The following is a 5,571-nucleotide window of genomic DNA, read 5'->3' on the forward strand; positions in this document are numbered from 1 at the left end:
AGCGCCGACGAGAGCCGCGCCGAGCTCGAACGACTCGTCGACACCGCCGCCGCCACCGGCCGCGTCCCCGCGCGGCTCACCGTGCGCTGGCGCGACGCGATCGCGGACGACGAGCTGTGGCGCTTCGAGTCCACCGTCGTCCTCGGCGGGGTGCAGGCGACCTCCTTCCTGTTCGACGACGACCCGCACGAGGGCCCCCGGGTCACCGGGCTCGTGGGCTGGCACGGGCTCGCGGTGGGCGACCCCGCGGTCGACCTCTCCTGGCTGTCGGCCGCGCCGGATGCCGCCACCGATGTGCAGGCTGCCTATGCCCGCACCGTCGACCGTGGCCCCGACGCCGGGCTCGACGCCCGTGCCCGGCTGCTCGCCGAGCTCGAGTTCGCGCGCTGGCTGGTTCACGGCGACGCGCTGCACCGCCCCGACATCGTCGACGACGCCGCCGCACTGCTCACCGCTCTCGCGGAGGGCCTGAGCGACCGCGGGATCGCGACCGCCGAGCGCCGCAGCGGCGTGGACTCCGCGATGGAGGCACTCGACCGGGTCCCGGTCGCCCGCGCGCCCGAGGTCGACACGTCCATGCAGACCGACGCCTACAACCCCGACGACCTGTGGGTCGCGGACGCCGAGGCGCGGGACGACGCGGAGCCCGGCTCCACTCCGGCAGAAGCGGACGCGCCCAGGCCGTGGAGTCGTGCGACGCGGAGCGACGCCGAGGCTCCGGCGGGCGACGCCCCGCGCTTCAGCGCGGTCGAGCTCGACACCGAGGACCTCTCCGGCGTGCGCTCCGGGTTCGCGGGGACGCACGGCTCGCGTGACGTCGACGCGGCGCCCACCCCGGGCGGCCACGACGGAGGCGCGGACGACGGGGACGACTCCGAAGAGGCTCAGCGGGCGGCGCGCGCGGCACTCCAGCGCTGGAAGAGCTCCTCCTCCGAATAGACCCGGTCCCCGCGGATCACGAGGTCGTCTGCGACGTAGTACAGCGCCACGTCGATCTCGTCGAGCGGCACCCCGAAGCGCCGGTGGTACGCGAGGCGGTACAGCGCGAGCTGCAGCATCCGCTCCTCCCGCTCCTCGGCCGTCCGGGGCGCGCGACCGGTCTTCCAGTCGACGATCTCGAGGCGGCCCCCACGGTCCGCGCGGCGGTACACGGCATCGAGTTTGCAGATCACGATGTGTCCGCGCTCGTCCTCGTACCCTTCCCCGCCCGCACCGAGCGCGAAGTCGATCTCGATCTCGACCGCCAGCGGCTGCAACGACCCCCACTCGCTCTGCTCGAACGTGCGCTGCAGCACCGCGAGGTCGGCGGCGTCGGCCACCGCGCCGGGGCCGGCGCCGTCGAACACGGCATCGGCGAACGGCTCGTCCTCGTCCTGCTCCCACAGCGCCTCATCGACGCGGGAGCCGACCCCCACCAGTTCGGAGCGCTGCTCGACCCAGGCGTGGAACAGCGTGCCCAGGCGCGTCTGCCGATAGGGACGCTCCGGCATGGGGCGCACGATCGACGCGAGCGTTCCCGCGTAGTCGGTGACGTAGTCCTTGAAGCGCGACGCAGGGACACGGGTCGGAGCGTCCGCCGCAGTGCCCCGCTGGCGGGCCTCGCGTTCCGCCAGCAGTCGCTGCAGCTCGGGCGTGGGGGTCGCGGTGCCCGATCGCAGCTCCTCCTCGACCGCCGCCGCGGCAGGCATCACCACGGGTCGCCGTGCGCCGAGCGGGTCGAGCGGCCAGTGCAGGGTCGCACCCGGACCGTCGTACGGGTTCTCGTCGGGGTCCACGCCATCGATCGGCGCGAGGCCCCGCACCTCGATCGCCTCCAGCAGATAGGGGCTCGGAGTGCGCGGCGCCTTCTGCCCCGCCCAGTGCGCCCCGGTCAGCAGCAGGTCGCTCCGGGCGCGGGTGATCGCGACATACGCCAGGCGCCGCTCCTCCTGGCGCTGGTACTCGCGGTAGGCGTCCTTGAAGCGCTTGAGTGCGCCGCCCTGAGGGTTCGCCTGGGTGGCGCCGCCCGACAGCGAGGCCTGCGCGAGCTTCTGCCGCTTGACCGGATCGGTCTCGGCCCCCACCGCGTCCTCCGGATCCCACGTGAACCTCGGCAGCGCGTCACGGTCGCCGCGCAGCTCGAACGGCACCACGCCGAACCCGAACCAGCCCGACGTGTCGGCGATGCGACCGGGCAGTTCGTCCACCACGAGTCGCACCACCGCCACCGCATCCCATTCGAGCCCCTTGGACCCGTGGATCGTGAGCAGCTGCACCACGCCCGGCTCCGGCGGCTCGGGGCGCGGCATCAGTTCGTCCGTGCTCTCCGCCTTGTCGAGCCACGCGAGGAGGCTGCCGATCGTGCCGCGGTCGTCGGCGGCGAGGAACGCACGGACCTCGTCGGCGAAGGCTCGCAACTGCGTCGCCGCGATCCGCGCCGGTCCGCGGGTCTCGTTCGCGGCGAGCTCGATGTCGAGGCGGAGCTCCAGCTCGATCAGACGGATCAGCTCGGGGATCGGTTGCGACGACGCGCGGCGCAACCGCTCCAGCATCTCCCCCGCGGCGCGGATCCGCGCCCTGCCCTCCGGGGTGATGGCCGCGAGCAGGCGGTAGTCGTCTCGCACCGCGCGCACCACGTCGACCGCGTCCACGATCGACACGGCCTCGTCCGCTCCGCGCGACGAACGCAGCCGCACCCGCACCTCGTCCGGGAGCGGGAGCATCGTCGTGTCGCGCTCGGCCAGCGTGCGGCCGAGGTCGTACAGCGCCGCCATGTCGGCGACTCCCACCCCGAAACGCGGTCCGGTCAGCAGCCGGATGAGGGCCGAACCGGCAGTGGGATCGTGCACGACCCGCAGCGTGGACACCACGTCGACCACCTCCGGCGTGGCGAGCAGGCCGCCCAGCCCGAGAATGCGGTGCGGCACCCCTCGGGCCGCCAGCGCCGCTGCGAACGTCTGCATGTGACGCTTCGAGCGGAACAGGATCGCGCCCGTGTGCGGGGATCCGGCCCGTGCCCCCTCCCCCGCGTCGTGTGCGGCGCGGCGCTGCACGAACCAGTCCGCCACCGCCGCCGCCTCCTCATCGACCGTGAGCGGGAAGCGCACCTCCACGCCGCCGTCACCCGCCCCGGGACGCGCCTCCAGCGGCGGCACGTCCAGTCCGGGGCGCTGCAGCGGCTCCAGCACCCGGTTCGCGATGTCGAGGATGCCCCGATCGTTGCGCCAGCTCGTCATCAGGCTGTACGTGCGCACCGCCCCCGCGCTCGCGAACGACCGGGAGAACGCGTAGAGGTTGTCGGCGCTGGCTCCACGCCAGCCGTAGATCGACTGATGCGGGTCGCCCACCGCCATGACGGCCGTATCGCGGAACAGCTCGGCGAGGAAGCGGGTCTGGATGACCGAGGTGTCCTGGTACTCGTCGAGGAGCACGACGCGGTGCTGCTCGCGCAGTTCGGCCCGCACATCAGGGGCCGACTCCACGATGTCGTAGGCGCCGCCGACCTGATCCGCGAAGTCCAGCACCCCCCGGCGCTGCTTCTCCGCGATGTACTCGCGCACCAGGGCGGTGAGCGTGGGCAGGCTCAGCAGGTTGATCGCCGCCTTCTCGACGTCGGCGTTGCTCCGGTACGGCTCGAACGCGCGCGCCTGCTCCACCGCGATGCGCTCGGCCAGCGCGAGGTCGACCCGGTGGTCCAGCGCGTCACCGGCCAAGCGCTGCACCGCGTCGATGACCGTGCCGAGCGCGTAGTCGATCTCCTCCAGCTGCGGAAGGTCGCTGCGGAGCACCACCTCCCGCGCCAGCATCCAGGACGCCGCCTGACTGAGCATGGCGACATCGGGATCACGGCCGATCCGGGCCGCATGCTCGCGCACGATCCCGTCCGCGAACGCGTTGTACGTCGACACGCGCGGTCGGATCATCAGGTCTTCCGCCGTCCGCGACGCTGCCGGGTCCCAACCCGTGTCGAACCGACGGGCGAGGTCGTCGAGGACCGTGGCGCGCACCAGGTCGCGCTGCCGTCCCGACGCCGCCTCCGCCACCCGGTCGAGGGCGTCGCTGCGGACGATCGCGGGCAGGTGCGGCAGCAGTCCCCGTCGGCCGTACTCGTCGACGACGGCGAGACGCGCACCGATCCGCTCCGCCAGCTCGCCGGCGGCCTTGCGGGTGAAGGTCAGCCCGAGGATCTCGTCGCGCCGCACTCGACCCGTCGCCACGAGCCACACCACGCGCGCCGACATCGTCTCGGTCTTGCCGCTGCCCGCCCCGGCCACCACGAGCGCCGGCTCGAGCGGGGCCTCGATCACCTCCTGCTGGGCGGGAGTCGGCGTGGGCAGGCCGAGCGCCGCGGCGATGTCGGTCGCCGAGAGCACCACCTCGGGCGCCGCCACGGTCACGAGCTCACCGCCGGGACCGTGTGGATGCGGCACGGGTGCACGCGGCGCTGCGTGTCGGCGCAGTGCGACTCGACCTGGGCCGTGAACCCCGCGGCCGACATGCCCCGCGCCACCTCCGCCACGCGCTGCAGGAACTGCCGCCGCGCGTCGCCGTCGAGCGCGTGCTGATGGGCGATGCGGTAGTCGCTCTTCGCCAGGGTCTTCGAGACGATCACGAGTCGCGCGCCGCCGAGCGACCTCGGGGTCGCACCCGGCACCAGCCCCTGTTGCACGGCGATCTGGTACGCCGCGAGCTGCGCATGCTCCCGCACCGCACCGTCGGTCTCCGGGTCGGTCTTGCCCGTCTTGAGGTCGACGACCACGGTCGTGCCCTCGGCGTCGCCGGTCATGCGCTCCCATCCCCGTCCTCGCGCGTGCGGGTGGTCACCCGCACCGGTGGGATACGACTCCACCCGATCGATGTACCCGTGCACGATCGCCCGGTGTGCCCGCTCCTCGTCGACCGGATGCACGGTCGGCTCCTCCGCGCCCTCCCGGGCATCGACCGCGAACCGGAACTCGACCTCGCTGCCGAGCACCCGGCCTCCGTCGCGCGCGACATCGCCGAGATACGTGTGCAGCCGGTCGACGAAGAGGTCGGCACGACGACGCTCCTTGCGTCCGATCCACTCGGTCTCGAAGTCGAGTTCCGGCCAGTGCTCGGCGACGATCGCCCGCATGCGCTCGAGGTCGCCGTCGGGCACGCGCTCCATGGCCTCGTGCACGATCGTGCCGATTCCCGCCGTCGGGGGCATGACGGTGTCGCCGCCGAGGGCCGAGACCACCCAGTTCAGGCCGCACTCCTCGAACGACTCGACCGCCGACGGCGACACGCGGGCACCCGAGGTCGCGAGGTCGCGCAGCGGAGCCCGCGTGGATGCCGGCCGCACGCCGTACCACTCGGCCGGGTCGGCTCCCGGCACGCCCTCCCGCGCCAGCACCGCCAATTGCGCTGCGGCTTCGCGCCGCAGCGGCTCGGCCGTCACCGTGGTGAGCGTGCGCCGGTGGCGCGCGACCAGGCCCCGCAGGGTGAGCGGGTGCTCCGCGGACGCATGCCTTTCCGGGGGCTCCGGGGGCGGAAGGAAGCCGAAGAACGGGCTGGGGGTGAGGTCGTCGTCGTCGACCGCCGTGATCAGCAGTCGGCCGCGGGCGCGCG

At 73.5% G+C, this 5,571-nt stretch carries 3 protein-coding genes; 1 reads left to right on the forward strand and 2 read right to left on the reverse strand.

What is annotated here, in order from left to right:
* On the forward strand, positions 1–939 hold a 939-nt coding region (locus DW299_RS18775), incomplete at its 5' end, for a protein kinase family protein (RefSeq protein WP_168443050.1).
* Here the strand turns inward: DW299_RS18775 and DW299_RS01370 are convergent.
* Both DW299_RS01370 and DW299_RS01375 read right to left on the reverse strand, forming a co-directional pair.
* Complete coding sequence (locus DW299_RS01370) at positions 885–4,409, reverse strand: ATP-dependent helicase (RefSeq protein ID WP_240745282.1); 3,525 nt, start codon at positions 4,407–4,409, stop codon at positions 885–887. The genes DW299_RS18775 and DW299_RS01370 overlap by 55 nt on opposite strands.
* Positions 4,373–5,571: RecB family exonuclease (locus tag DW299_RS01375; protein ID WP_136035370.1), on the reverse strand; the 1,199-nt coding region annotated here is incomplete at its 5' end. The genes DW299_RS01370 and DW299_RS01375, both read right to left, overlap by 37 nt.

The sequence above is a fragment of the Microbacterium sp. K35 genome (assembly GCF_004794375.1).
Taxonomy (GTDB): Bacteria; Actinomycetota; Actinomycetes; order Actinomycetales; family Microbacteriaceae; genus Microbacterium; species Microbacterium sufflavum.